The sequence below is a fragment of the Amycolatopsis sp. NPDC050768 genome (genome assembly GCF_040654155.1).
Taxonomy (GTDB): domain Bacteria; phylum Actinomycetota; class Actinomycetes; order Mycobacteriales; family Pseudonocardiaceae; genus Amycolatopsis.
This window is the reverse complement of the sequence record NZ_JBFAHL010000006.1, coordinates 464,360-488,075: the sequence shown is the minus strand read 5'-3', so window position 1 is coordinate 488,075 and position 23,716 is coordinate 464,360. Positions and strand designations below refer to the sequence as shown.

Annotated in this window: 19 protein-coding genes; 5 read left to right on the top strand and 14 right to left on the bottom strand. The window is 69.8% G+C overall.

Features of this window, described 5'->3' with window-relative positions; genetic code table 11:
• The first annotated feature begins 242 nt into the window (after positions 1-242).
• The 3 genes from AB0H62_RS20910 to AB0H62_RS20900 all read left to right on the top strand — a co-directional run bounded on the left by AB0H62_RS20910 (position 243) and on the right by AB0H62_RS20900 (position 2,320).
• Positions 243-1,154: a hypothetical protein gene (locus tag AB0H62_RS20910; RefSeq protein ID WP_360587541.1), complete on the top strand. Its 912-nt coding sequence runs from the start codon at positions 243-245 to the stop codon at positions 1,152-1,154.
• A 36-nt stretch (positions 1,155-1,190) separates the two neighbouring features.
• A complete protein-coding gene (locus AB0H62_RS20905; RefSeq protein ID WP_220241391.1) occupies positions 1,191-1,352 on the top strand; it encodes a hypothetical protein in 162 nt (53 codons plus the stop codon).
• Between the two features lie 530 nt (positions 1,353-1,882).
• Complete coding sequence (locus AB0H62_RS20900; RefSeq protein ID WP_255638082.1) at positions 1,883-2,320, top strand: DUF4262 domain-containing protein; 438 nt, start codon at positions 1,883-1,885, stop codon at positions 2,318-2,320.
• 195 nt (positions 2,321-2,515) lie between these two features.
• Here AB0H62_RS20900 and AB0H62_RS20895 read toward each other — a convergent pair whose 3' ends face one another.
• The 9 genes from AB0H62_RS20895 to AB0H62_RS20855 all read right to left on the bottom strand — a co-directional run bounded on the left by AB0H62_RS20895 (position 2,516) and on the right by AB0H62_RS20855 (position 15,381).
• On the bottom strand, positions 2,516-3,352 hold the full coding sequence (locus AB0H62_RS20895; protein WP_220241389.1) for a hypothetical protein: 837 nt from the start codon (positions 3,350-3,352) through the stop codon (positions 2,516-2,518).
• A 212-nt stretch (positions 3,353-3,564) separates the two neighbouring features.
• The gene (locus tag AB0H62_RS20890) at positions 3,565-4,539 is read right to left on the bottom strand and encodes a C40 family peptidase (RefSeq protein WP_220241388.1); all 975 of its coding nucleotides are present in this window, start codon (positions 4,537-4,539) and stop codon (positions 3,565-3,567) included.
• 66 nt (positions 4,540-4,605) lie between these two features.
• The gene (locus AB0H62_RS20885) at positions 4,606-5,697 is read right to left on the bottom strand and encodes a replication-relaxation family protein (RefSeq protein WP_220241387.1); all 1,092 of its coding nucleotides are present in this window, start codon (positions 5,695-5,697) and stop codon (positions 4,606-4,608) included.
• 34 nt (positions 5,698-5,731) lie between these two features.
• Positions 5,732-8,311, bottom strand: a complete 2,580-nt coding sequence (locus tag AB0H62_RS20880; protein WP_220241386.1) for a type IV secretion system DNA-binding domain-containing protein — start codon at positions 8,309-8,311, stop codon at positions 5,732-5,734.
• A gap of 62 nt (positions 8,312-8,373) precedes the next feature.
• The gene (locus tag AB0H62_RS20875; protein WP_220241385.1) at positions 8,374-10,293 is read right to left on the bottom strand and encodes a DUF87 domain-containing protein; all 1,920 of its coding nucleotides are present in this window, start codon (positions 10,291-10,293) and stop codon (positions 8,374-8,376) included.
• Positions 10,294-10,300: 7 nt separating this feature from the next.
• Positions 10,301-11,515, bottom strand: a complete 1,215-nt coding sequence (locus AB0H62_RS20870; RefSeq protein ID WP_220241384.1) for a PrgI family protein — start codon at positions 11,513-11,515, stop codon at positions 10,301-10,303.
• A 12-nt stretch (positions 11,516-11,527) separates the two neighbouring features.
• Complete coding sequence (locus AB0H62_RS20865; protein WP_255638081.1) at positions 11,528-13,852, bottom strand: hypothetical protein; 2,325 nt, start codon at positions 13,850-13,852, stop codon at positions 11,528-11,530.
• Between the two features lie 3 nt (positions 13,853-13,855).
• Positions 13,856-14,179, bottom strand: a complete 324-nt coding sequence (locus AB0H62_RS20860) for a pilin (RefSeq protein ID WP_255638080.1) — start codon at positions 14,177-14,179, stop codon at positions 13,856-13,858.
• Positions 14,180-14,382: 203 nt separating this feature from the next.
• Complete coding sequence (locus AB0H62_RS20855) at positions 14,383-15,381, bottom strand: sigma-70 family RNA polymerase sigma factor (protein ID WP_255638079.1); 999 nt, start codon at positions 15,379-15,381, stop codon at positions 14,383-14,385.
• Between the two features lie 659 nt (positions 15,382-16,040).
• Here AB0H62_RS20855 and AB0H62_RS20850 point away from each other — a divergent pair.
• Positions 16,041-16,640 carry a hypothetical protein gene (locus AB0H62_RS20850; protein WP_255638078.1) on the top strand — a complete coding sequence of 200 codons (600 nt, stop codon included), beginning with the start codon at positions 16,041-16,043 and terminating at the stop codon, positions 16,638-16,640.
• Positions 16,637-17,767: a DNA methyltransferase gene (locus AB0H62_RS20845; RefSeq protein ID WP_255638077.1), complete on the top strand. Its 1,131-nt coding sequence runs from the start codon at positions 16,637-16,639 to the stop codon at positions 17,765-17,767. Before AB0H62_RS20850 ends, AB0H62_RS20845 begins: the two co-directional genes overlap by 4 nt.
• A 200-nt stretch (positions 17,768-17,967) precedes the next feature.
• Here AB0H62_RS20845 and AB0H62_RS20840 read toward each other — a convergent pair whose 3' ends face one another.
• The 5 genes from AB0H62_RS20840 to AB0H62_RS20820 all read right to left on the bottom strand — a co-directional run bounded on the left by AB0H62_RS20840 (position 17,968) and on the right by AB0H62_RS20820 (position 23,098).
• On the bottom strand, positions 17,968-18,576 hold the full coding sequence (locus tag AB0H62_RS20840) for a DUF6192 family protein (RefSeq protein WP_220241382.1): 609 nt from the start codon (positions 18,574-18,576) through the stop codon (positions 17,968-17,970).
• 818 nt (positions 18,577-19,394) lie between these two features.
• Positions 19,395-20,558 (bottom strand): hypothetical protein, encoded by a 1,164-nt coding sequence (locus tag AB0H62_RS20835; RefSeq protein ID WP_220241381.1) that lies wholly within the window; start codon positions 20,556-20,558, stop codon positions 19,395-19,397.
• Positions 20,551-20,796, bottom strand: a complete 246-nt coding sequence (locus AB0H62_RS20830) for a hypothetical protein (RefSeq protein ID WP_220241380.1) — start codon at positions 20,794-20,796, stop codon at positions 20,551-20,553. The genes AB0H62_RS20835 and AB0H62_RS20830 overlap by 8 nt, the downstream gene beginning before the upstream one ends.
• A gap of 158 nt (positions 20,797-20,954) precedes the next feature.
• Entirely contained in the window at positions 20,955-21,656 is a 702-nt protein-coding gene (locus AB0H62_RS20825) for a hypothetical protein (RefSeq protein WP_220241379.1), read from the bottom strand.
• Positions 21,657-22,087: 431 nt separating this feature from the next.
• Positions 22,088-23,098 (bottom strand): hypothetical protein, encoded by a 1,011-nt coding sequence (locus AB0H62_RS20820; RefSeq protein WP_220241378.1) that lies wholly within the window; start codon positions 23,096-23,098, stop codon positions 22,088-22,090.
• Positions 23,099-23,716: the final 618 nt, after the last annotated feature.

The following is a 23,716-nucleotide window of genomic DNA, read 5'->3' as shown; positions in this document are numbered from 1 at the left end:
CCTTCGTCGACAGTTACTGCTGCGTCGAGCGAATCCGCCAGACCGATTGGCGCATCGTCGCCGCCGACGGCAACCACGTCTGCATCGACGGCGTACCCGTACGCCCGCGAGACGAGGGCTCCGCCGTCGTCGTGCTGACCATGATCCTTACGGCACCCGTGCACGAAATCGCCCAACGCTTGCGGGACGCGACTCGGACCCCGCGCTGACCAACCACCCGCCTGCCCTCGAACGGAAACCTCGTGATCGACACAGCCGAGAACAACAGTCAACCCGCGCTCAAACGCGGCACCGACTCCCGCGAACGAGCCGGGTTCTTCAACGGACGCGGCCCCACGGCCAGTGCGGTCCGCGCCGTGATCGCCGCCGAAGGCTTCAACCCGCCGCCCGACCCGTCGACTCTCGTCGTGTTGCCCGCCGGGCGACGCATGCTCGAAGCATCGACGGTCGAGGAGTTCAACGAGGCCGTCGACACCCTTGTCCCCGTCTGGGCGGCGGCGGGGCTGGGCGGGGCGCCGGAGCACGCCGACCCCGACGCCCTGCGGGCGCTCACCGACGTCGCGCCCCGGGGTGACGACCGGTGCGACCTCCGATTGCACTGGCACGGGTACACGTTCGACGAAGGGCGCGTCCTCTACCACGCCCCCGATCGGTACGGCGTCACGAACGGCGGACTCTGGCACATCGTCACCCTCTCCGCGGAACGCCGGCCTCGCGTCAGCCTTTCGCCCGTGGACCGCGTATACGGCTCGCTCTACGCCGACACCGCTGCCCTCGACCTACAGGCGCTGGCCGTGTGGATCGTCAACGACGCGACGCGCCTGAGTCGCACACCGACGTCAGCGGTCTGGGCCCAAGCCCGATACGCCGCCGTCGCCAACACCGCCAGGGACGAGATCTGCCTCTACATCTACAACCTCGACAACGAAGCCGACAACAGCCCCAACCCCGCCCCGCGCGACCTCCAGGCATACGAGGAGATCCTCGCGGCGGCCGCCGCGCTCGACTGGACCAACCCTCACGACCGCGACGACCGCCGTTTCCGGCTGCTTCCCCGCGTCGTCGCCCCCGACCTCGTCGCTGACCTGCTGCTGGAAGGGCGCGGCCCCGGAACCGTGACCACCGTGGCCGAAACACACGCGTTCTGGGACTGACCCTCCACACACTCACCGATACCAGGAGGAAGACGAATGTTCTTCGACGAAACTTGGACGCCAGGCGTGTCCATCGGCGAACGCCGCTCCGACGACCCGGCGGCCTGCGATTCGTTCGGCGCCTTCGCGCACCGAATCCACCGTGACTTGCTCGCCGCCCGCAGCAATGGACGCATCCCCGAGCACGTCGAGGTGTGACAACCATGGAAGCCGAATTTCAAGCAGTTTTACATGGTGGACGTCCGTCGGGACGGACTCTAACGAGCCGCAGCACAAGGCCGTTCGTCGCGAGCTCGTCCCGGTCCGTGCGCAACATTGCTGACCTGCAACCCTCGGATGGCTTGGATTGGGCGCGGTTCCCCTGGGGGCTCGCGGGAGCGGTGTTTTTCGTCGACGGTGATGGACAACTGATCGATTACCTGGCACAGCATGAGGCGTAAGTCCCGACGGAGTCGTTGCCGTGCCGAGACCGCCACAGCGGAAGCGGCGCCGCGCGACCGGAAACACCGCCTCGTTTGGGCACTGCTGGCTATGGCGCTGCCCGGACCCTGGACCCCCGTTGTCATCGTCGCATACCTGCTACGTCGCGCCGAACGCGACGATGAACCGCACGAACGCCGCGCAGGTCCGGACGAGACAGCCGCGACGAACACTGAAGGCCCAGCACTGTCGATTGCAGACAAAGAGAGGAAGAGCGACCGATGTGTGCACGTCAAGAAGGATCGGATTTGTCGAGGTACATCGAGAAGGTACGCGCGAGGGTCGATGACTACGGGTGGTGCATTCAGCATGTACTGACGACAGGTTCTCGCCCGTCCTGGACGTACACGATCGGACTGACGGCTTGGCAGCTGCCCGAGCTGGTGGTGGCCGGACTGTCGCCCCTACAAGGACAGACGCTGCTGGCGACGACGGCCGAGAGGGTGGTGAGTGACGGGCCTCTGCAGCCCGGCGAGTACATCAGCGTGCGTGGCGTGGCGGAGGTGGAGGTCGTTGCCCTCGCGGAGCCGTCGGTTCATCTGAACGTCGCGGTGGCGATCTACGGCCCCACAGTCCGTGCGATGCAACTGGTGTATGCCGACGCGGCCGGGCGGTTCCCATGGTCTCCGGAGTATCAGAACGGCCACGGAGGACAACCGGTCCTGGGTCGCCGGACCGTTGAGTGAGAAGGCCTCGCGCACCGCCTGGCTCCGCGACGGTGGGTGCGAACGGCTGACACGCCGTTCGCACCCACCGTCGTTGTAACTGCCACATCGCCTTCTGCGTAACCCGTTCCGCTGTGGTGATGCCACGCGTCGGCACGAAAGAACGGGGTATAGCCGCCACATCGTGTGGCGGCCCTACCCTGTTCTTTCGTATTGTCAGGCCGTTTTGTCGTCGTCGGCGACGATGGCGGGTTGCGTGACGTCGGTCTTGCCCGGGTTGATCGTGAAGCGTTTCGGCGCCTCGCACGTTTTGAATGCGTATCCGTCGGCGGCGAGCTTTTCGAGGGCGTTGTTCACGGCGCCGCCCGAGTGGCCAAGCTCTTTGCCGATTTTGGCGGGTCCGAAGTCCTGGCCAGGGCGATCAGTCAGGTATTGCTGGACCAGCGCCCGCAGGGCGCCCTTGGGCAGGCGGCCGTTGGTAGTCGGACCGTCGCCCGTCGAATCTGCGGGCGCATTGCCAGCCGGGTATACGGCCGTGGTGCTGCCATCGGCCGGGCCGCCCGATGATTCGACGGGCAATGGTGTGGTGCTGTCACTGTCGGTGGAAGGGAGCGGACTGCTGACGGGAATGCCGTCGCCGGGGGACGATACGGCCGTCACGGGTGGCGCGTGGTCGTCTGCTTCGACGGGCCCGTCGTCGGTCTCGGTTGCGGAGCTGGCGTCGGATTTATCGATGGGCCCGACGGCGGGTTCGGGGCTTGCCGTGGGCGCGATTTTCCAGGTGCCGGGAGAGTTTTTGTCGCCGCCGGAGGTGCGCAGAGCGCGGCCCTCGTGGTCCCAGCGTGCCAGGATCTTCCCCGCTGTGGAGCGGCCGACCTGTGCCGCCTTCGCCAATGTGGCTGAGGTGGAGTCGGGGTTGGCGATCAGGGCCGCCAACACTTTGCTTTCTGCGTTCGACATGTTGTCTTGGCCGGATTGCGGCACGGCACGAAGGTGGCGCCCAGTGGTCGCGACCGAGGCTGTGCCGTGGGTGGCGTGATTGTTGGGGGACATGGCGAACTCCATGTAGGTGTCGGATGTGATGACGATTCGTGGCCCGGCTTGGGGTCTTGCCCGACGGGCGCTTCGGCGGCCACGTTCACTATGGACGCTCCGTGCGTGGCTGTATGTCAAGCGATTCGTCCAAACAAGACGTCTGTCTCGTGTGGACGCGCGGACGGCGTAGTGCGATGAACCATGCAAAGTGTTGTGTAGTAATGCGGCATTCACCGGGCGGGCCGCGTCGCGCCGAGGTAGTCGTCTCCGGAGTGCCGGTAGGGCTGGATCTGCACGACCTGGCCTTCGTCGGGTGCATCGATCATCGTCGAGCCGCCGAGGTAGAGGCCGACGTGATGGACGTGGGCAACGGTGCCGTAGAAAACGAGGTCGCCGGGGAGCAGCGGCGTTGTCGCCGGCAGTTGAGGCCCGGTGCGGTATTGGGCGTCGGCGGTGCGAGGCAGGGTGATGCGGGCGGCACGGTAGGCGGCTGTGGTGAGCCCGGAGCAGTCGAATCCGTGGTCTTGGGGCCCGTTGCCGCCCCACAGATATGGCAGGCCGCGCTGCCCACAGGCGTAGTTGATCGCGGCCAGCGCCGCCGGGTTGGGCGCCTGGATTGCGTCGCAGCTGCGGCCGGAGGAGCCGCCGGTGGGTGCGGGTTGGCACCGGACGCCGACGAGGGCGACCACGATCGCGCGGGCGCGCTGCTCGTGTTTGGCGTAGGTACCTGGGAATCCGGAGTGTTGGACGGCTTGGGCGGCGTCGGTGACGCTCATCTGCTGCCATCCGGGTGTGGTGGCGAGGCGCTGGTAGAACGCGGCGGCGGCGTAGGCGGGTGTGGTGATCTGGGCGGGGGTTCCCCAGCCCTGGGACGGTCGTTGCTGGAACAGCCCCAGTGAGTCGCGGTCGCCGTAGATGAGGTTGCGCAGCCCGGATTCTTGGAGGGCGGTGGCGACGGCGATGATCCATCCTTGTGGCGGCACGCCCTGTTTCTTGCCGACTGCCACGATGACGGCGGCGTTCGTCAGCTGCTCGGCGGTGAGGTCCGGCACGGTGCCGGTCGGCGATCCGTCGGGCGTGCATTCCGATGATGCGGAGGGTGTGGTGTCACTCGCGGCCTGGAGGACCGCGCCGGCGCCGCTACCGAACAGCGTGGCGAGGATAACGAAGAGAGCGCCCAGCCCTGCGGGGATCTTGTCTGCCATGCGGGTCCTCCGTTCGCGGCGACGCCGCAGGTGCGAGCCACGGCGGCGCGGGCCGCGTCGTGGGTTTCAGGCCTCGTGGCGGGTGAGGTGGTTCGGTGTGGCCGCCGGCGGCATTGGAAGCGGAGCGGGAAGTCGGTACGGCGTGGCCACGGCTGCCTCGCGTGGCTCGGCGCGGTCCTCGTCGCCGGGCTCGGCAGGCGGGGCGAGGCCGGGCCAGACCCGGGTGAGCTCGTCCAGGCCGTATCGGGGGCCGCCCCGCTCGGACCGTTCCGCGGTGAGGGGCAGCCACACTGCATCAGCAGGGCTGCGGAGCATGGAGGCGGGGTTGAGCAATGCGGCGGCCGCGGTGGCGACTGGGACGAGGTGGCGGCTGTCGAGGCCGGCGTGGACGCGGGCGAGGGCGGTGCGGGCCCCGGCTTCGCGGCGTGTGGTGGGCAGCCATACGAGCACGGGGGTGGCGATGCCGGTGGCCTCGGCGAGGCGGCTGTATCCGGCCAGTTTGCGGCCGAGTTTGGGGAGGGATTCGGTGCCGGTGTCGTACTCGAGGAACCACTCGAGCTCGGCCACGGGCTTGACACCGTGGTGGGTGCCGGCGCGCCAGCGTCCGTAGCTGTCGGGGATTACGAGGTCGCCGAAGTGGCGTGCGCAGCGGGCTTCGGACCACCAGGCGAGGGCGGTTTCGGTGGTGTGGGCGTGGCGGGCGTGGGCGATGAGGGAGGTGAAGAAGTCGTTGACGCCGATGGTGTGGGCGAGGCGCTGGTTGTGGGCGATGGCCATGGCCCGGTCGTGGCGGTAACCGAGATCGCGAACCTCGAGGCCGTGTTCGGCGGCGAGGACGGCGGCGCCCGCTGGGCCGAGCACGTAGTGCATCGGGGCGGAGCCGAGCTGTTGGAAAGGTTGGAACCGCGAGATCGCGCGCCAGAGGTAAAGCTCGCGCAGCCGTTTCCGCGTCGCGCGGCCGGAGGGGAAGGCGGCGTTCTGGATCTGGTGGCTGGTGAGCACGCGGTGTTCGTGCAGCAGGGCCAGCAGCCATTTGTCGCGGTGGGTGAGGCGGGCGGCGAGCATGGCTTGGTGTTCGATGGATCCGGCGCTGCGGCTGCTCGGGCGCCCGGGCAAGTGGGCGCGCAGGGTGTGCTGTCGGGTCGTGGTGGTGATCACGAGCGCCTCCCGGGGCTGTCGGTGGTCCGGTTGGTCAGGGGCGGCTGCGGCGCGGGTCGGTGGTGGGTGGCCTCGACGGCGCCACGCGACGGGTCGCGTCCGGGCGGGACGGTGTAGTCGCGGTCGCGGTCGCGGCGGCGGGGGCCGTGGCGACATGCGTGATAGGGGCGGCCTGCTGCGCTGTTCGTCGTTGTGCGCGGTGCGCGGCCCGGATTTCGCGTGCCCGTCCGGGAATCGCGGGAGGTAGGGGTGTGGTGGTCATGGTGAACGGTTCGGTTTGCTGTCCGTTTACGACCAGGCGCACGGCGGCGTGGAAGGCGTCGAGGTGGGAGAGGTCGTGGTCGGACAGTCGGGGCGCGGTGTGGCGGACGAGTTCGTGGGCGTCTTCGGGGGAGGCGGAGAGGTAGATCTTCGACCGGGCGTTGGTGGACACGCCTTCTTTGAGTTCGCGGGTGAGCTGCCCGAGGTGTTGGTGCGCGAGCACCATGCGTAGGCGGAATGCGCGGGCTTCGGCGAGCATGTCGTCGATGGGGTAGGGCAGGTTGAGGAAGTTGTGCATCTCGTCGATCGTGAGGCTGGCGTCGTGGCGCAGCCGTTGCGGGATGCGGGCGCGGGCGGTGGCGGCCTGCCAGGTGCTGGATACGATCAGCGAGCCGACCAGTCGGGTGGTTTCTTCTCCGAGGGAGCCTTTCGGGAGTCGGGCCAGGAGGATTCCGCCGTCGTCGAGTACGTGGGCCATGTCCACTGTGGAGCGTCCGCCGGCGATGGCTTCTTTGACGAAGGGTCGCAGCAGGAACGCGCGGAGTTTGTTCATCAGCGGGGAGATGACCTGAGAGCGGGAGCTTTCGGTGAGCTCGTCGTACCACTGCCAGAACCCGGCGAGGACGGGGTCGGTCAGGCCGGCGGTGATGCGGGTGCGAAAGGCCTCGTTGGTCAGCAGTTTGGGTAGGTCGGCCAGTGTCGCCACGCCTTCCTGGGCGCGCAGGGTCAGGCAGGCGGCGCGCATCAGGTCGTCGGTGCGTGGTCCCCAGAACGCGGAGTAGATGCGGCGGAAGACGGAGACGAGGTTGTCGACCTCCCGGTCGGTGTCGTGGCCGTCGAGGGGGTTGAGGATCGGCGGGCGGTGGCGGGAGTCGGCGTCGAAGAGCACGACTCGCTCGGCGACCGCGCGTGGCAGTCGGCTCAGGATGTCGGTGACCAGGTCGCCTTTCGGGTCGATGACCACGGCACCGCGGCCGTGGGCGGCGTCGTCGAGCACCATGCCGGCGAGCAGGGTCGACTTGCCGCTGCCGGTGGCGCCGAGCACGTGCAGGTGGTGGCGCCCGTCGGACACGCGCAGCCCGACGGGCCTGCGGTCCCCGGTGTCGGCGTGCCCGAGCGGGAGGACCTCGGGGCCGGGTACCGCGACCCCTGGCGGCGGGGCGACGGCTTTTGCCCCGGCGCGTTCGACCCCGGGGATTTCGGCGTCGGTGGGCAGGTGCGCCAGTGCCGCGAGCTCGGGTACAGACAGCAGATCCCCGCGATCGAGACGGCGCTCACGCAGCGCCGTGGCTGGGTGCCGGAGCCGGCTGCGGGTGTAGTGGTTGTGCTCGGTGTAGGCGGCGAACGCGGCTGCGAGTGCGTGCGCGCGGCCGCGGGCGGTGGCGCGGGCTTGCCGGGCACGTTCGACTCCGGCGTCGGCGGGCAGATCGGTGGCCGCGACGTAGCGGACGAGGGTCTCGTACTGGCTGCCGCGTTGTTTGGCGACGATGGCCTTGTTCTGTGCGGAGTACTCCAGCGACAGTCGCGGATTCTGGCTGATGCGCCGCGCCTCGGGGGTGCGTCCACGGCGGGTGGCGGAGGCGCCGGGGGTGAACGCGTCGAGGATCCGCCCGGCCAGCCGCCCGGTGCTGGCGTGGTTCACGCGGCGGGCGGCGCGACGGGCTTGGGCGACGCGGCGGCCGGTGACTGGGCGGGCGAGGATCTGCACGCAGGCGTGCTCGGCGCGCGATAGCCCGACCGGGGCGCCGAGCAGCGCGCGGATCGGGTCGGCGTCGAAGCCGGTGCGGAGGGGCAGGGCTTCGCTGCGGGCGAGGCGCAGGTGCCCGCCCAGGGTGAGGCGCCGGTGCCCAACGGTGAGGGCGGGCAGGGGCGAGGCGGCGGGGTGGGTGCGGGTGTGCGCGCCGGGCCAGGCGGATTCGATGGCGCGCTCGACCAGACCCGGCGGGATGACGCCGGGGACCCAGACTTGCACGGTTACCCCGTGCTCGCCGAACACGTACTCCAGGGCCAGATGCGGTTGGCCGGCCCACCAGCGTCGCCAGGCCGGGCGCAGCAACCCGACGAGGTTGGACCAGAGGGCGGCGCCGCCGGCGGGGTCGACCTGAGGTGGGGCGAGCACGGTGATCCGGCGCGCGTCCATCTGCAGCGCGGCCCGGCATCGCGCCCGCCACCAGCGGCGAGTGACGACCCAGGCCGCGATCACCAGCAGGGCAACGGGAATCGCGACCGGAGAGTACTGCGCCGCGGCATCGCGCAGCGCAGCGAGCAGCCTGAGCGTGGCGTGGGCGGGGTCGTGCAGGTAGTCCCCCACCCAGCCATTCTCGGCCGGGTCGGCGGCGGTGTGCAGTTGCATGGCGAGGTCACTTCCCAACGAAAACCAGTGGGAGAACACAAAAGTCTTCTGGCTGGGCTCGGTTAGTGGGTGTCGAGTGCGACCAGGTTGTCGCCGTCGGGGGCGGGTTCGGCGGGGCCGAGGTCGAGGTAGGCCTCGGCCAGGGAAGCGTCGACGGAGCCGGGGTCGTGCTCGGCTTGGCGGGCGAGCTCGGCGGGGTCGGTGGTGATCAGCTCGTGCTCGGCCGGGGAGGCCAGTCCCTCGAACGCGACCCGGTGGGTGCCGGCAACGAGCAGGCCCTGCCCCCGCCCGGCGGTGGCGATGAAATGGCGCTCCCCGGCGGAGAGATTCAGTGCGGCGGCGATCTCGGCGGCGGCCTGGGGCTGCTGGCCCATGACGATGACGGTGGCTGAGTTGTCCAGGATGGGTTTGCCCAAGGCGGCGGCGAGCAGATCGAGCCCGTTGGGGGTGGCCAGCATGAGCGCGATGAAGCGCTTGCGGCCGGACAGCCCGAACAGCAGCAAAAATCGCAGCGCGCTGGGCAGTCGCATCAGCAGCCAGGCCTCGTCGACCACGACCATGCGGGGCCGGCGGTGGGCGGGATTGCCGGCGCGGCGCCAGATCTCGTCGAGCACGAGCAGTGCCCCGACCGGGCGCAGCTCCTCGGGCAGGTCGCGCAGGCTGAACACGTTGAGGTGCCCGTCGGGGGTGGCGGTCGTGGGCCCGTCGAACAGGTCGCTGAAGGCGCCGTCGACGAACGGGTGCAGTCGCGCGGCGAGGTCGGCGGCGACCGGGTTGTGCGGGCCGGCTTCGGCGAGGCGGTCGCGCAGGTCGCGCAGCAGCGGCACCGGGCGGGTCCAGGTGCGCGGGTCGTCGGTGATTCCGACGTGGGCGTAGGCCGTGGTGATCGCGGTGTCGAGCACGGTGCGTTCGGCGGCGGTGATCTCGGCCCCGAACAGGACGCCGAGCACAGTGTGCAGGAACAGGCTGCGGCGTTTGAGCGCGTTTCGCGGGGCGGTGCGGTGCCCGCGCCCGTCGGTGAACACGGGTAGGTCGAAGGGGTTGAGTCGGATCCCGTTGGCCCCCAGGTGCAGGTAGGTGCCGCCGACCTGGGCGGACAGGCGGGCGTATTCGTCCTCGGGGTCCACGACGAACACTTGCACCCCCTCGGCGTCTTGGTTGTGGTCGCCGACGGTGCGGTAGAGGCTGCGCAGGATCTCGAGCTTGACCAGGTAGGACTTGCCCGAGCCGCTGCGTCCTAGGATCACGGAGTTGTAGTTGTCGCAGGCGAAGCGGTCCCAGTGCACCAGCCCGGAGGAGCCGAGGTTGTAGCCGTAGAGCACCCCGCCCGGCGCGCTGCCGGTCGTGGCGGGCGCGGGTAGGTCGGGGGAGGTGAACGGATAGGCCGCGGCAACGGCCGGGGTGTCGAAGGTGCGGGTCAGGCCCAGCTGGTCGAGTCCAAGGGGCAGGGTCGAGACCCAGCCTTGCAGCGCTCGGTAGGTGGTGGGTTTGGCGTCCAGCAGCAGCGACGCGCACAGCGACCGCAGCGCCGACACGTCCTCGGCCAACGTCTGTTCGTCCGGCGCGTGCACGGTGAGGTAGAGGCCGAACTTGAACAGTTTGCCCTCGCCGCGGGCGATCCGGCGCGACAGGGCGGCGGCGTCGTCGGCGGCAGCGTCGAGGTCGGGATCGTCGAGCCGGTCGTGGCGGATGTTGTGGCGGCGCGAGGATTCCAGCTTGGCGCGCTGCCGGCGTAGCCCGCTGGCGGCGGTGGCCGGGTCGACCGGCTGGATGTGCACCGACACGTCCAGGCGCGCCGGGTAGGTAAGCAGCGGCGCGAGCCAGCCGGGGAAGACCTCCTGCGGGTAGCCGGTGACGCCGAAGCTGGCGACGAACTCGTTGCCGACCTCCAGGTGCCGGGTGCCGACCGAGAGCGAGTCGGGGGTGAACGCCGCCGCCGAGCCGGACGGGCCGGGGCCGGGGAAGGTGCGGGTGCGTGCCATGGCTGACCTACCTGCTCTCGATCTCGTCGTCGTAGTCCCAGTCGTCGTCCTCGCCCAGCCACGGCCCGCCACGCCCCGGCGGCACGGCTGGCGCCGAGGGCCGCTGCGGTGGCACGGGCTGTGCTGGCCGGGGTGTGCGTGGTGTTGCGGTCGGGGTGTCGGGGTCGGGGCCGTAGAGGTCGGAGAACGAAGTGGTGGACGTGATGACCTCGTCGGCGGCGGCGAGTGCCGCCGAGGGCGGCAGGAGGGTGTCGGGGTTGCAGGCCGCGGCGAGTACCCCGGTCGCGGCGGCGGCGTCGAGGGGCGTGATCACGATCCCGGCCGCGCCGAGCAGGTCGGTGGCTTCGCCGAGGCGGCGCACCAGCCGTTGCTCGGCCGCCTGCCGGGCGCTCGCTGCGCGCGGCGCGGCCTCGGCACGGCGGCGCCAGGGCCACACCCTCTCCTGGGCCGGCGGTGCGGTCCGCAGGGGTTCGCGCAGCACGAGCAGCACCTGTCGGCGCAGCAGGTCGGTCTGGGCGGCCAGCTCGGTGAGGAAGTCGGCGTGGTCGCGGGCGGCGGCCTCGAGCGCCGGGTGCGGCAGCCCGCCGGCGCGAGCGCGCAGCGCTGCGATCTGCGGGGCGAGATCGATCCGCTCGGCGCGCACCAGGATCTGCACCGGCGCGGTCAGGCTGTGCAGGTATCGGGCGAAGGAGGCGACGAGGGTCTCTTGCTCGGACGGGGTGCGCAGCGAGAAGTTGACCGTCGAGCAGGTGGCGATGACCGTGAGCCCGTCGTCGCCGAGGTCGATGATCCCGGCGAGTGCGCCGGTGTCGTCGACGCTGTCGGCGGGCAGTTCCAGCGGAACCGGGGACACCGTCTCGACGGCTCCCGGTCCGCGCCGGTCGGCGTGCTGTCGGGCGGTCAGCCAGGCCGGTGCGGGGCGTACCCCGTCGGGGGCGGCGACCCGGTGCCTGGGTGAGAAACGCTGCCGGATCGCGGCGAGTGCCAGCATGTCCAGCGGTAGGCCGTCGCGGTGCCCGAGCGCGAGCACCGCCGCGGCGACGGCGAGCGGTACGGCCACGACGAGGAACACGGGCAGCGGCACGAGTGGGCGGGTCAGGGCGTGCAAGCCATACAGCAGCACCCCGGTGACGCCGAGGATCGCGAGCTGCCGGGCCGTCAGCGGCCCGAGGACCCTGTCGGGACGGTCGACGTCGGCAGGAACCCGCACGGGAGTGGTCATCGCGGGAGCACCTCACTTCTTCTTCGGGCCCCGGCGCAGGGGCAGATCGAGAGGCAGCTGGATGCCGACCCGCTTGCGCGGCACCGGCGCACCCGAGGCCGGGCCTGAGGGTGTGGTCGATGGTGTCGGTGTCGGAGACGGCGGGGTCGGGGCGTCCGCCGGCGGTGTGGGAGTGCTGCCGCGGCGGACGCCGAGAGGCAGGGGGTATTGGCCCGAGGCCATCGGCCGGTTGCCCGTGTAGGCGTCGCGCGGGTGCCGGCGGGTCGCGCGGGCGGCACGGTTGATCCGCCCGGACGGGGTAATCAGCGCAGGCCCGGTCTGCGTGGGCGGCGGTGCCGGGGCGGCGAGGTCGTCGGCCACGGTGCGCCGGGGCGTTCGGGCGAGGGAAGGCCGCAGGTGCAGCGGCAGCATCCCGGACTCCGGTGCGATCAACGCGTTCGGCACCTGCGCAAGCGGACGGGCGTTGCGGTTGATCCGTCCGTCCTCGGTGAGCAGACCGGGCTGCGCCACGGGCGGTGGCAGCCGGTCGCCGCGCTCGGCGAGCTCTTCCGCCAGGGACCGGCGTCCGGTGGCGTCGGGGTCGCGGCGGGTGGTGATCGGGAACCCGAGCTGATCGGCCGGCAGGGCACCGGGCAGCGGATTCGGCTGCACCGCGCGCGGGTTCACCGCGACCGTGCGGCGCGCACCGCCGGGCTTGCTCGCAGTGAACAGCGACTGCTGCCCGGGCCCGGGCCGGCGGTCGGTGCCGCGGGCGGTGTCAAGCACGTCGCTCAGGCGCGGGGAGCGGGGCGTGGGCCGGTGGCGGCGCAGTGTCATCGGCAGCATGAACTGGCCGGTGGGCGTGGCCGGGGGATCGGCCAGGGGCCGCTCGTCACCCGAGCGCGGCCCGCGGCCCCCGCCGCCGAGCAGGGAACTGGCGCCGCCGAGCAAGCCCATCGTCTTGTACGCGAGCAGCCCGCGCGCGAGCGAGCCGAACAGGGAGCGCCCGCTGCCGCGCACCGGCGCGAGGCACCAGAACGGGATCTTGATCAGCACCCACACCAGCCCGAGACACATCAGCAGGTTGATCAGCCCCGAGGCCGACGGCCCAAACTGGGTGAATCCGCCGGGAGCGAAGAACACCCGCATCGCCGTGGCCAGGGCCAGCGACTGGCCGAGCTGGATCGCGAGCAGACCGCCGAAGGCTTTCCACCACGTGCGGGCGATGCCCTCGGTGTGCGGCAGCGCGTGCCACATCAGGATGACCGGGGCGGCGGCGATCAACAGGATCGTCAGCATCGCCCGCACGATGAACGTGATGAGCAGGACCACGATCATTACCAGCAGTCCCAGACCGATGAAGATCAGCCACAACCCGCCGCCCTGCAGCGTCTTCAACACCATGTCGGTCAACGCGGTGCTCGCGGCCTCGGGATCGACCCCCTGGCCCATCACCGCCTGCGCGAGCCCGTTGGCCAGCGAGATCGCCTTGCCCGCGATGAACAACGACAACGTGCCCGCGAGGAACCCGACCGCGAGGCGCGGCGCGATCTCTTTGACGCTGTAGCGCGCCTGCAGGGTCTGATACGACATGAGGATCAACCCGGCGAGCAGCACGACGATCCCGTAGACCGCCAGCAGGATCTGCCACGACTCGGTCCACAGCTGCGCCAGCCCGGGCACCGAGGCCGGGTCCGGGGTGGCCAGCAGCGTCTTTCCCAACAGATCCAACAGCGGGTTCAGTGCGTCGGTGACCACGCCGCGGAAGAAGCTGCCCAACGCCTCAGTGACACACGCGCGCAGGTCGGTCAGGCCGCAGTCATCGGACTGATCATCGTCTCCGGCCGCCGGGCCGGGCGACTGGCCCGGCGTCGGGTAGAGCGGGACCGGTTGGGGGATGCAGTCCGGCCCGTCACACGATGGCGGTGGCGCGGACGTCGGCGGCCCGGGCGGTGTGCATTCGGACGTGATAGCACCGGGGAAACACGACGCCGACGGGGGCGCCGGGGGTGCTGGAACTGGCACCAGCGGTGTGCTCGGTAACCCGGTCGGCGGCGCCGGGGGCGGGCCGGGCAGCGTGCACACCGGGTCGGTCGAGCCCGGTTCACACGGGTCGGTCGTGGGCAATGGGATCGGCGGCGCGGGAGGCGGCGGTTGCGCGGGCGCGAACGCGGGGGCCGCGTCGACCGACCGAGCCGTCGCGGCCTCGGCGCGCGCCGCCATGCCGCCAAGCGCGGCCACGAGCACCAGCAGAACGGGGGCCGATCGCAACCAGCGGCGCCGCGGGCGCCGCGTCTTCGTACGCGAGTGCATCGACAGCAAGGTGGGTGCGACGAGGTTGGTGATGTGCGGGATCATCGTTCACACCCCGCCGCCGACGATGGCCTTGAAGGCGTCGACCACGATCGGGGCGAGGGCGGCGAGGCAGAAGCCGATGCCCGCGTGCTTGAACGCGCTCTTGGCTTTCTCGACCTCGCCGGGATCGCCGCCGGCCATCAAGTAGCGCAGCCCGCCGATCGTCAGGAACGCCGCCGCGATCGCGCTGAGGATCCCCAAGATCCAGTTACGGATGTTGTTCAAGACCTCGTCCACGGTCTTGGCCAGCGCGAGGTGCACCGTGGCGGCCTGCGCCGACGAGGAACTCAGCAGCACCCCCAGCGCCACCAGGACCGCTGCCAGCGCCACCCACCTGCCGCGACGGGCATCCGGCGGTCGCGGCGATGCGCCCGAGCGACGGGCACTGTCGCGACACGAGACGTGCCCTGTTGCCCCGCGACCGCGCCGTCGGCGGGTGGGGGAGGCGGTGGGCGAGCCGAGCCTGTCGTGGTCGGGGCGGCGGGTCGGCGGGCGTAGGCGAAGCCGGTGGTGGTGGGTGCGACGCGGGTGAGTCAGTCGCATGAGGACGCCTCCTGAACATCGCGCGGTCCGGACTCGGGCCGGGACGGGCGTGGGCGCTCGGGCGAGCGAGCCCCGCAGCCACCAACTCCGGGTTTCGCGGTGCGGGGAGACACCGGACGTCGTGCCCTCTCGGCCGCGCCGTTGGCTCGAGTGCGGTTCACGGGGTGGGTGCCGGCCGTGCCGCGTGGTCTAGTGGGCGTTACGTTCTGATCGTCGCGAAGGGACGTGAGGTAGGTGACGAGCCGCCGTTCGGCCCGATGGCGTGCTTGTTGCGTCGCCTTGTAGTTCTGGCCGCGAGCTTGCGCAGCGTCGGCCAATGAGAGTTCACCGAAGCGGGTCTCGCCGATCAACGCCGCCTCGGCGAGGGTGAGTACGCCGGCCTTCACGGCGGCGACCAGAACGAAGTCGGGGTGTCCGCCTGCGTGCTCGGGTGCTAATGCCCGAGCACCGAGATCCGCGACCGGCGACGCGGCGTCGAGCGCGTCGCGCAACGCGCGGTGGCCGGCGCGGTAGGCGGCCCACCGCAGCCGCACAAGGATCGCCGGCCGGGTGAGGTCGACGTCGGCGAGGGCTTCCAAGAATCCGGTGAGGACTGCGGAGTGGACATCGTGAACGTCGCCGCGGAACCGGTTGGTCAGCTTGGCGGCAACCGGCACCAGCACCGGCAGCGCGAGCCCGACACACGCGACCGTCCACGTCCCCGCTTCGGCACGCGAGCGCGTCACGAGCGCTGTCCAGACGGCATCTCGGGTCTCCTGTGGACACCCCTTGGTGATCAGCAGCGCGCCGACCTCGTCCAGCGGCATCAGGCGCGGCGGCAAGCCACGGATTCGGCGCCCGTCGAGGGCTACCGGATGCGGCCCGGTGACCAGCCATGCGAACGCGGTGCGGGCGGTGTCGAACACCCCGGGTTCGGCTCGGCGATCACGTAGGCGGTGTGCTGACGAGGTCGTTGCTGCGGCCTTCTTCGGTGACGACGGCAAGTCCATGACGGCACTCCTCAACGACGGAATGTGATGTCGACAGGAAGCCGGTCGGACCGCATCAAAACTGCTTCAAACGCAGGTCAGAGCCGTGTCAAAGTCGCTTCAACGGCGTGTCACGCCTGCGTATAGACCTACGAAATCGTGGCCATCGCCCGGCCGTGGGTAGGCGAACTGGACGATCGCGTTGGCGGGCGACGAGAACTCGGGTTCGGCGTCGCGACGTGTCTCATGCAGACCTCGTTTTCGGAGTTAGCCGGCGACAGCGCAGACATCGCCGACCCCGGTCTGTCGGCAACCCGCTTCCGGAGGTTCCGCTCGTGAATCGACGTCCACCGTCCCCGCACACGGGCCCGTCCAACCGAGACGACTCGACCCGTCCACAACGCACCCGACCGGCCAACGGCACCCCGTATCCGGGAGCACCCGAACCCGGCACATCGAGCCGCCGCCCACGCCACTCTGCGAAGCCGAAGACGCTCTCCACGAATGCACGCGAGCTGCCGCCGATCCCGCCGACCGTGTGGACAATCGGCCCGAACCAGATCGACCCGGCCGCGACGTGGCCCGCGCCGATCATCGAGTCAATCGTCACAAGCTTCTGCGCGCCTGGCTCTCGTGTCCTGCTCGCTCCCTGGCCAGCCGCGGAAACCGGGACGAGCGATATGACTGGCGACAGCGAGCTGGCCGCCGCACACGACGCGGTGCGCGCAGCAGGGCGAGACGTCGCGGTCACCCAGCTCGTCGTGGCGAGGTCTCCGAACGCCTCGTCGGCGAGCGACGCCACCTACCTGTGCGGCACCACGGCGCACGACGAACACGCGGAACTTGACGATGGCGAGCAGCCGTGCCCGGAGGCCACGGAACAGGTCGACTTGATCGTCACGGCGCTACCCGCGGACCGCCGAAACGATCCCTCGATCGAGGCCGTTGCGCTCGCGGCCGCTCGCAGGCTCACCTTCGGTGGCATCTTCGCCGTCTACACGCACGGCGATTGGACCACCGGGCGACTGCACGACCCGTCAAGGCTGATGATCGCCGCCGCGCAGAACGCGGACCTGCTCTACCTCCAGCACATCGTCACCCTGCACACACCCATCCGGAACGGCCGGCTCCAGCCGCCCGCGGCGAGCGTACGTCTGCTCGAGGAAACCGCAGTGCCTCGCGACGTCGGATCGCCGACGTCGCACGTCCGCGTGCACGGCGACGTGCTCGTGTTCGCCCAAGCGCACGCCGACGCCGGACAGCCCGAGGAACTCCGATGACCGAACGACCGGAAGCCAGGTACCGCGCCATGACCATCACGCCCCTCACACCGCAGTCGACGGTCGACGAGCCGACCGTGCCACTCCCACGCGCGTTCATCGACGCCCTCGACACCGCCCCACCCGCCGAGCGCGCGGACACGACCAGCACCCCGCCCGCCACCGCGCCGACCGACTGGGACGAGACACCGGTGTCGGTGTGGGCGACCGCCCAGACGTCGCCGGCCGCGCAGCGCAAAGGCCGATACGTGCCGGAGTCGACCGCACATCCGGCCAAGATGCTGCCCGCCGTCGCCGCGCACGCCATCGCGCACTACACCCGGCCCGGCGACGTCGTGCTCGACCCCATGTGCGGAATCGGCACCACGCTGGTCGAAGCGATCGACCTCGACCGCCGCGCGGTCGGCGTCGAATACGAGCCGCACTGGGCCGACATCGCCCGGGCGAATCTCCGCTTCGCCCGCCAGCGTGGTCATGACCACGACGCCCGGGTCGTTCGCGGCGACGCCCGCCAGCTCCAGACGCTGCTGCCGCCGGAGTACGTCGGGCAGGTCGCGCTGGTGGTGACGTCGCCGCCGTACGGACCGTCGGCACACGGGCTGGTGTCAACGGGCGAACAGACCGACGACGGGAAGGTCCGCAAGCACCACTACCGGTACGGGAGCGCGCTCGACCGCGGCAACCTCGCGAACATCGGTCACCACCGCCTGCTGGCCGGCTTCACCCGCATCCTCACCGCGTGCGCAGGTGTCTTGCGCCCGAGCGGCCACGTGGTGATCACGGTGAGGCCGTGGCGCGAGCACTCCGAGCTGATCGACCTGCCTTCACAAGTCATTGCCTGTGGGATCGCCGCCGGTTTGGTTCCGGCTGAGCGGTGCGTTGCCCTGCTCGCACGGGCCGCGGACACCGAGCTGATCGCGCGCGGCAGTTTCTTCCAACGTGACTTCATCCGTAAACAGCGCGCGGCAGGGCTACCGCTGCACCTGATCACTCACGAAGACGTGATCGTCCTGCGAGCTCCGGACGATCAGGATGTCGTCGACCAGCGTTCAGCCGCGGGAGCGGCGCGTCCGATTTCCATACATCACGAGTACGGGATGATCGGGCCCGGTCACTGGGCCGCCTGACCGGCACGTGCTGATCAGATATACGAGCTGGACGGTGCCGCTGTGAGCACGTTGACGAGGTGCTGGGCGCACGGATACCTCCGCGAAGCCCGCACGTCCTGACACCACTTCCGCACGGTGCCGCGCGGCCCCGCCCGGAATCAGGGGCGGGGCCGTTGCGCGCCAGAGGCTCCCGGTCTCGTCTTCAGGGCTGGACCGCTTCACCTGCCCGCGTCGATGCGCCGGTTTCCAACTGCCGCACGATCGTGGTCGGCTTGGGCTCGATAGAGCTGGCGGCGGGTGTCGGGGTTGGCCATCACCCGTCCGGCGACCTCCGGCCTCCGCAGCAGCTGCCCGGCTACTGCGGAGGCCACGTGCTCGTCCCGCGTCAGTTCCTGCACACGCGCCGCCCGTTCCTCGGGTTTGTCCTCCGGTCGTCGGTGCGGCGCCCGGTTCGCGGCACGCTCAGCGGCGCTGACGGTCCAGGTTCGCGTGCCCAACCGGTCGTTGAACGGCGGGTCTTTGATGACCTTGAACCGGTCGGGCAGGTACGCCATCCGCTGATACACGCTCCAGCTGGCCTTGACCGAGCGGCGCTGTTGGGGCCAGGCCGCGGCCACCGCGCGGTAGTCCAGCAGGGTACGGAACTCCAGCCCGATGTCGTCTGCGAAGACCTGTAGCGCCTCATAGACACCACCGTTGCCACCAGACTGCGACCGCATAGGTTCGAGTTCCAGTGCCATGTCCCCGAGCGCGAATTGACTGGCGGCCTGGTCCTCGAGGTGCTTGCTCGCTCGCTTGGCCAGCGGCCTATAACGGCGCTTGCTCACGTGGCCGATCGTCTCCACAGTGCAGGCCTCCGAACGGTCGTGGCGCTGCCACGATCCCGTCCCCCATCGGGCAACGCCAAAGGTCGAGGGGTGTCACGCGTACCTGTGAACAGGTCACTGTCACCGGTTCTGAGCATGCGTGGGTCCCGTCCATGACCACAACCCCTCACCCCAGGCCAGCAACGGGGTCACGTCATGACCGGCGCGGTGCGTGCCCGGCTCGCCAGGTCACGACGCCTTCTTTCAGTCTCTGACCACCACCGCCGGCCGGGTGGTTCTAACCAGTCGGGATTTTCACATCCACCGGTCGGCCAGCAGGGCGTGACGGTGGTTCCCGCTCGCTCGGATCCGGCCGGGTTCTGCGGGTCAGTCCGGGTAGCGACGACCGAGCCGCTTCCAATGTTCGGCCAGCGCCGGCCGCGCCGGAGCCGCGAGGACCGCGCCGAACTCCTCGTCCAGCTCGCGGGCGCGTGCTCGGTGTCGGCCCGGATCGGTTCGTCGAGCCGCTCGTTCTCCTCAGCCCAGCCTGGGATCAGCTGTTCCGTCGTACGGCTGCTGGTGCTTGAGTGGAGCTTGGCTTGCGCCTCGTCCAAGGCGGTCTGGCTGTTGCGCAGCTCGTCGGCAGAGCCCAACTCCGCGGTGTCGATGACGATGCCCGTCCGCGTCCGCACGCCGTGGCGCACGGCGACTCGCAGAACGTCGTTGCTGAAGGAGCGGGCCTCAGCGGGCTGCCACAGCAGGCGGTCGAAGTCGACGTCTGTTCGGGCCGCACCCGTGCTCGCGTTACAGCACCTTCGTCGGTCGGCGGAACGCCAGCACTACGAATCGGACGACGCCGTCTGGCTGGTCGGAGCGTCCGATTCGTCTCCATCGGTTTGGACGGTTTCTGGCGCATCGTCGCTCGCTGCTGGGCCCGAGAGTTCGTTCGCTGAAATGCTCGCAGCTCCCGTCGAGCGGGGTGCCGCGCGGCGTCGGCCGCGGATCGACAGCCTGGTGGCGAGGTGTGCCATGTACAGCACGAGCACGAGCAACGAGGACCCGAAAAGCCAGCCGAGTGCCTTGATTCCACTGGTGAACGTGGTCGGTCCGCCGCTCATGGCGAGCACCGGCAGCACGATGCTCACGATGGTGGGGTAGAGCAGCACACCGAAACCGATCCACAACTGCGTGTCTGGGCGCACGATCGCGTCGCGGCGTTCCCTCAGCCGTACGACCTCCGCCTCTGCATCTTCCCTCTGCTGGTCAGCGCGTTCCGTGCCCGTTGCCAGCCGGCTGCGGACGTCTTCCACCCGCCGCGCAGCCTGATTTGAGTTCAGCGTGCGGCTGACGGCGTCGCCGATCGTGGATGGCGAAGGGAAGTAGGCCATGTTCGCGGCCGCGAAGCCCAGAACCGATCCCGCACCTCGGCGTTCCTCCCGTTCTTGTTCTTCCTGCCGCCCTCGCTCCTCCGCACGTGCATCGACCAGGGCGCTAAAAGCGGTCTCCCAGATGTAGGAACGTTCGATCTGCGGCAACCGGTCTCGCATGAGCGAGCGGAAATCCGTCCAATCAACCTGGCGCCATTGTTGCGAGCTCAGCAACTCGGCTGGCTCCAACTCCGCATCGATGAACTCGCGGGCGCGGTCGTACTCGTCGCCGGCCGCCTGGAAGTGTGGCTGCAGCTCGCTCGCGGTGAGCGGGTTGAGGACGTCAACCGTGCTTACCAGCACGTCCATTTGCCGGGTCCCGGCCTGGATCGCGGCAAGCACGTCTGCGTTCGCGAGGAAGTCAGCAATCCAGAACAACGTCCATTCCTGCCGCGCGTCCCGGGCACGAGCCCTTGCGGTGGCCAGACGTTGTTCGGCATGCTCAAGCACGGCTTGAGCTCCTTGTTGCTCGCTGTCGAGCCCGACGAAGCGGTTGACCGGCAGACCGCCGACGATCGCAACAAGCCCAGCGCTGGCCCCGGTGACGGTGGATGGGAACGGGGTTGGGTCAGCCACGAGCGACCTCCTTCTGCCCGAACACCGCGAACTGATCAGCCCGGTTCACGACCGATCTCCGCCCAGGCGAACAGTGCGGCACGGTCGCCGTCTGGTCCTGGAGCTCGGCGAGATTGCGGCGCGCGATGGTGAGCCCGTCGCGGACGGGGCGGCTGATGCGTTGTTGCCCAGCAGCGATCTGTTCCCAGCTTCCGACGGTGCGCTCGTCGAGGGCGAGGCGGTCGACCAGCGCCGGCACGCGGGTGCCAGAGGCCTCGGCCAGGGCCCACAGGCGGTGGGAGCGGTCGCTGACCGAGCGCCGCTCCGTCTGCGGGTCCGTGCGGGCCGGCCCGCATGGACCCGGTGTCGGCGAGGGCACCTCGCCCCGCGCGGCCTGGCAGCGGCGGACCCAGGCGTCTAGCTCGGCCGAGGCCGCGGCGGGGTCGAGCGCCGCCGGCGCCAGGCGATACCGGATCTCCCCGAACTCCCCGCTGTAATGCGGGTTTCGGGGGAGAGCAGCTCGTCGTGGAACCGGGAGACATCGTCGCCGAAGCGTTCGTGCGTGGTCTGCGGGGTCACCTCGAGCGCCTGGCCGACCTCGGCCCAGGTCACGTCGCGGAGACGCGCCGTCACCACCGCCTGCTCCATCACCCCCCCGTGCCTGGGACACGAGCCCAGCAGCCTCGGCGATAGTCCAGCGGCCAAGGGTGCGGACCCGTCGGCGCGCGACGCGTCGCGATATATAGGGACGAAGCTGGCGTCCAGATCCGACAGCTCGGCCAACTGGGCTGCGAGGGCGATTCGCACCCGGGTCGCCTCTGCGAACGGCGGCGCCTGAGGATCTTCCTCCGACGCTGCCGCGGAAGCGTCGGAGGCGGTCGCGATCGCGTCGTTCTTTCGCAAGTAATACGGCAACCCCTCCGGCGTGGGGACCGTGCTCAGGGCCAGGGAGCGGTGCTCGCTTGCCATCCCCGCGCCCCGTCCCCAACCGAGATGCTCGACGTCGAGCCCGCTCAGCAGAAGATCGCGGGCAGCGTCGTCGGGAAGCCCGACGAGCACCGGCTTGTCCTCGGGCGTCGCCTCCCACAGCCGGCGCAACTGCCCCGCGGTGATCGGCAACAGCTGCGCAGGCCGGCCCGAAGGCCTCGACCGTGTCGTCGTCGGTCATGAAGTCCCGTCTCGAGGAAGTTACGGGGCTGGGCGGCCGTGGTACTGGACACCTCCGCCGTCAATGAGGCTAACCCTTCCTATCAGCAGTTTCAGGGAAATCCTGAAAACACCCAACTAGGCGAAGCGGGGGATCTTTGGTGGCAGGGCGGCGGATTCAGCGGCGACGAGTCCGCGCCGCCGTCTAGACCTCGATCTGCTCCACCGACGGCCAACCGGCTGCTGATTGAGCAGATCGGCAATCATAGGTTGCCGATGGGCATGCATCCACTCGACGCGCAAAGGTTGCGGTCCGCACCACATTGGCACCGTCCGTGGCGAGACGCTGGCGTAGACCACAGCAGGTTGTAGATCAACGATCTTGCTCGGCGAGCGTCGGTCATTCAGTCTTCGCCCACCAGGTCGTTCAGGCAGTCGGTGCAGATCACGTCGTCGGGGTCGGAGGTGGTACGACCGCACCGTCCGCAGGAGCCGAGGTCCGCATCCGTGACGAAGCCGCAATAGAAGCAGGCGTGGGTGAGGAAGCTGTTGGGGTCTGTGCGGGTGGCGACGGCGATGAGCGCTTCGAGCTCGCATTCCGGGCAGTCGGAAATCGACCATCCGCTCCGACCTTTTGCCGCCAGGTAGCGTGATTCGCCCAGGACGGATGTGACGTAGTCTTCCGCGGCATCGGTGCCGTCGACTTGGCTCCAGTCTTGACCGCAGAACAGGCAGCGCGAGGTCTCCTCGAAGGGCGCGAAGGTCCAGGCCACCTGCATGCATTCGGGGCAATGGATGACGATGCTCGGCCACGCCTCGAGTTCGGGGGCGAGTCGGTCCAGCCTTGCCCGGTTGACCGCCGCGATGGTCGTGAGCGCGGCGCCGATGATTTCCTCTGCTTGCTCGAGGTGCTCGATCTCGTCGTCCGGGGCGTCCGGAACGAGGTGTTGCCGGATGAACTCGGACAGCACGTCAAGGGCTGCAGCGGCGCGAGCGGTCACGACTTCGTGGTTGCTGGTCGAGCCGAAGTGCTGGAGCTTGTTGCGTTCCTTGTTGAGGAAGTCCAGGGCGTCGCGTTGAGTGGCCGTAAGCTGGACGCCGGCAACCTTGGCGAGCCGCTTGATCGCTGCGTTGAGCGTGACGCTGCGGAAGGCTCCCTGCCTTAGCTTGTTCTCGTCGGCGCTGTAGGGGTCCTCGAAGATGTGCTCGATGCCCTCGCGCTGCAGGCGGACCTTGACGAGGATCTCGATCGCGGCCTGCAGGTGCAGTACCGCGTACTTCAAGCGGCGCGGATCCGCGGATTCGGCCAGATGAGAGATCGCGCTGTCGAGGAAGTCGACACCGTTGACGATCGGGTCGAATTCCAGACTGTTCCCGGACGGACCACTTTCTGCGCCACCGTGTGAATCGCTCATTGCCTGCCCCTCGTCGTCGCAGGAGGCGCGTCGATCCGCCCATCTTCTGCGTCAGCCTTGATGTGGTCGCTCTTGAAGTATCCGGGACATCTGCGAACGACACACCAGGCAGGTGGGCCATGAGGTCGTCCCAAGGTCGGCGGGCAGGAAGCCGCCCTCGGAGTCGTGATAGTTGCGCACCCACAAGCGCGCGGGTCCCGCCGACGTCCGGACCAATGAACCGGACCGAGAAGCGATGCGTGTCTCGGGTCGGCCTGGGCGTTCTCGTCGGCCCCTGATTCCAGCTGCCACGCGGCCTCGTCCCACACCACGGTGGGTACCCCGGCTGCCAGCGCTGCAAGGGCGCGGGCCGACCAGTAGACGTCTTCCTTGGCCTCGGGCTGGTCGGGCTCGTGGCTCGCGTCAGGATCGTGTCGAGCGGTCATGGACGTCCTCAATCTACGAGGGCAAGGCATGGTGCACACCAGGGCCAAGGGCGTCGCCCGCCGTCAGGGATTCCGTGCGGCGTGGCGCCTTGCTCGTTCGTCGCGATCCCACTGGTCCCGATACTCCTCCAGCTCCGGCATCCGTTCCTGCGCGCTCCACGCCGCGCGAGCCGCGACGGTTTCCGCCAGGATT

What these genes read in the sequence shown, in the direction of transcription:
- AB0H62_RS20890 (WP_220241388.1), bottom strand. Translation starts at nt 4,539, where the DNA reads ATGGCAGACAAGATCCCCGCAGGGCTGGGCGCTCTCTTCGTTATCCTC.
- AB0H62_RS20905 (WP_220241391.1), top strand. Translation starts at nt 1,191, where the DNA reads ATGTTCTTCGACGAAACTTGGACGCCAGGCGTGTCCATCGGCGAACGC.
- AB0H62_RS20855 (WP_255638079.1), bottom strand. Translation starts at nt 15,381, where the DNA reads ATGGACTTGCCGTCGTCACCGAAGAAGGCCGCAGCAACGACCTCGTCA.
- AB0H62_RS20865 (WP_255638081.1), bottom strand. Translation starts at nt 13,852, where the DNA reads ATGATCCCGCACATCACCAACCTCGTCGCACCCACCTTGCTGTCGATG.
- AB0H62_RS20870 (WP_220241384.1), bottom strand. Translation starts at nt 11,515, where the DNA reads ATGACCACTCCCGTGCGGGTTCCTGCCGACGTCGACCGTCCCGACAGG.
- AB0H62_RS20895 (WP_220241389.1), bottom strand. Translation starts at nt 3,352, where the DNA reads ATGTCCCCCAACAATCACGCCACCCACGGCACAGCCTCGGTCGCGACC.
- AB0H62_RS20875 (WP_220241385.1), bottom strand. Translation starts at nt 10,293, where the DNA reads ATGGCACGCACCCGCACCTTCCCCGGCCCCGGCCCGTCCGGCTCGGCG.
- AB0H62_RS20820 (WP_220241378.1), bottom strand. Translation starts at nt 23,098, where the DNA reads ATGAGCGATTCACACGGTGGCGCAGAAAGTGGTCCGTCCGGGAACAGT.
- AB0H62_RS20850 (WP_255638078.1), top strand. Translation starts at nt 16,041, where the DNA reads ATGACTGGCGACAGCGAGCTGGCCGCCGCACACGACGCGGTGCGCGCA.
- AB0H62_RS20845 (WP_255638077.1), top strand. Translation starts at nt 16,637, where the DNA reads ATGACCGAACGACCGGAAGCCAGGTACCGCGCCATGACCATCACGCCC.
- AB0H62_RS20880 (WP_220241386.1), bottom strand. Translation starts at nt 8,311, where the DNA reads ATGCAACTGCACACCGCCGCCGACCCGGCCGAGAATGGCTGGGTGGGG.